The sequence below is a fragment of the Gammaproteobacteria bacterium genome, from assembly GCA_011682695.1.
Lineage (GTDB): Bacteria > Actinomycetota > Acidimicrobiia > Spongiisociales > UBA4744 > BMS3Bbin01.
Genome location: JAACED010000123.1, coordinates 1 through 2,570, shown reverse-complemented (window position 1 = coordinate 2,570; position 2,570 = coordinate 1). Strand labels below are relative to the sequence as shown.

Annotated in this window: 1 protein-coding gene; it reads left to right on the top strand. The window is 61.1% G+C overall.

Going from position 1 to position 2,570, the window contains the following annotated elements; translation table 11 throughout:
• Nucleotides 1-126: 126 nt before the first annotated feature.
• A partial coding sequence (locus GWP04_12685; GenBank protein NIA26393.1) for a hypothetical protein occupies nucleotides 127-2,570 on the top strand: 2,444 nt, incomplete at its 3' end.

Sequence of the window (2,570 nt, the reverse complement as noted above, 5' to 3'; positions counted from 1 at the left end):
GGTCGACCGTGTTCGCCGCCACCACACTGGCTGCTATCCCCGAGATCCTGGTGTTCGTGTTTCTCCAAAGGTATTTCGTGACCGGCCTCTATACCGGCGCGATTCGCGGTTAGCAGAGGCTCATGAATGAGTCCAAGAAAGGAACTGATCATGGCTCGGGACAAGACATCCAACCGGATCCGGCGCACCGTGTGGCTGATCGTCGTACTGGCTCTCGTCCTTTCGCCGCTCGGTCCGACCGTTGTCCCGGCGCAGGCGGTCACCGACACTGCGCCGAGTTCGACGTCGGCCACGAGTCTGTATATGTCCAACTGGGAGGATCTGATGGGCATCGCGATGGCGAGCCGACTGACCCAGACCGACACCGGCACGTATGGCCCTCGACTTGGCGAGCTGCGGTTCAGCGGCAGTTGGTCCACGAACCAGATCGTCGACTACTCGGCATTCTTCCGCGACGAGACCGCCTCAAACAAGTACGACGACATCAACGAGTTCGAGTCCGACCTTTGGTACGACTCGACTGGGGCCGCCGTGCAGACCTACCTCGATTATGCCGGGTCGGGCACTCCTGTCGAGGCAACACGCGAATACCTCGCCGTCCCCAACGAGCCGTTCATTGTGGTTCGCTATTCAGCGACGAACCCGGGAGCGTCGAGCCTCACCTGGAACGTCTTGGACCAAGTCCATCTCAACAACCCACAGCGTCCCCTCGGCTCCACATCGGCCAGCTATGACGCCATCCGCAACGCGATCTTCGGGGACCTCACCGGTGTCGACGAAGGCGTGGTGGCATTCGGTGCTTTCCAGGCAGCCGACAGCTACCAGATCGGAGACGACACCGTAACGGATCCGGCCGCGGACGATGCCAGCCCCTGGTTCCAGTTTGACGACAGTGGTGGCCTTGGAGGCAACGGTTCTCTGACGGCTGCCGATATCAGCGTTGGGTTCCAGAACGGTCTGTCGATCGCAGCCGGTAGCACCGAGAGTATCTGCTTCTACATCACCGCCCGCTCAACGCTGGCACAGGCGCAGGACGCGGCGGATATCGCCCGCGCCGGGACATGCGACTCTTGGTTCGACCAGGCGAAGGACGACTGGAGTGCCTGGTTGGCCGCTGGCGAGCGCCCCAGCACGACCGACACGGGGGTAAACGAAGCGTTCGACGTCAACTTGATGACGATCAAACAGATGCAGAACCCGACCATCGGCGGAATCCCCGCCACCAGCAATCCAGCGTCGTACGGCTACAAGGTGTGGGCTCGTGACGCCTCGGTTACCGCCATGGGTCTCGACGCAAGCGGGCACCATGAAGAAGCAGAACTGTTCTGGAATTGGATGGCCTCTGTCCAGAAGGTGGATGGCTCGTTCAACACGACCTTCGACCTGTGGACCGGCGATGTGGTCTCCTTCGTCGAACCCGAGCACGACAGCATCGGCATGTTCCTGCTCGGTGCCTACCGCCATTACGAGATGACAAACGACGGAGACTTTCTCAACAACATCTATCCCGAGATAGCCGCGTCCGCTGACTTCCTGAACACCAACATCGATCCCACCTACGGGTTCGGACCTATGGACGCCAGCATTTGGGAAGAAGACCAGGAATTCAACTTCTTCTCCCAGGCCATGTACGTGGCGGGGTCGTGGGCGGCCCAACAGGCCGCCGTTGTCCAGGGCGAGGACATCGACCGGGACAACTGGAACGGTGCTGCCTCGACGATTCTGTCGGCGATGCAGCGCAGCTATGGGTGGAACCCGACCGGTCTGTACAACGAGACATGGGGGTACTACAACCGCGCCGTCAACGCCGACTTCACGCCGCGGACCACTGTGGACGGGTCCACGATGGCCGCCATCGCCTGGGGTGTGATCGATGCTTCCAGCGAACGGGCCCAAACTCACGCCCAGACCGTGGAGGGGTTCCTGAGCCGTGACACGTGGGGAATCGCCCGATACACCGGCGACACCTACTACTACACCGCGGAATTCAATCCGGCGGGCGACGAGGCAAAAGGGCCCGAAGCGGCATGGCCGCAGCTGGCCATGTACATGGGTCTCTACGAACTCTATGCAGGTCAACCCGACCGCACATTCAGCCGCCTCCAGTGGTACGCCTCGAGAACGGCCAAGGGCTACATCCCGATGGGCGAGGCTGTCTCATGGGTGACAGAACAACCGATCGTCAGTACCACTGCGGAGCCGATCACCGCGTCGGTCTTCATCATGACCACCCTTGCCTACCAGGGCGACTTCGAACCCAGGATCACACCGCCCGACAGCAACGCTGGGGCATACAAGACGATCCAAGTCACCAGCGGTACCAACGGTGACTGGCCCGCGTATGCGAACGTTCCCTACTACCTGTCTCACACCACCGGAACCGAATCTGGTTCCCAAATGGGCAAGATCGACCGGGCCTATGTCACCAACGACGCAAACAACCTCTACATCCGGGTCGACAACGCCTCGGGGAGTTTGAGCGGATACGACAGCGAGCCGAAATTCGCCATCCACGTCTACAGCGAAGACTTCGACCACGCGGAAGGCGTCTCATCGACCGGGGACGCCTT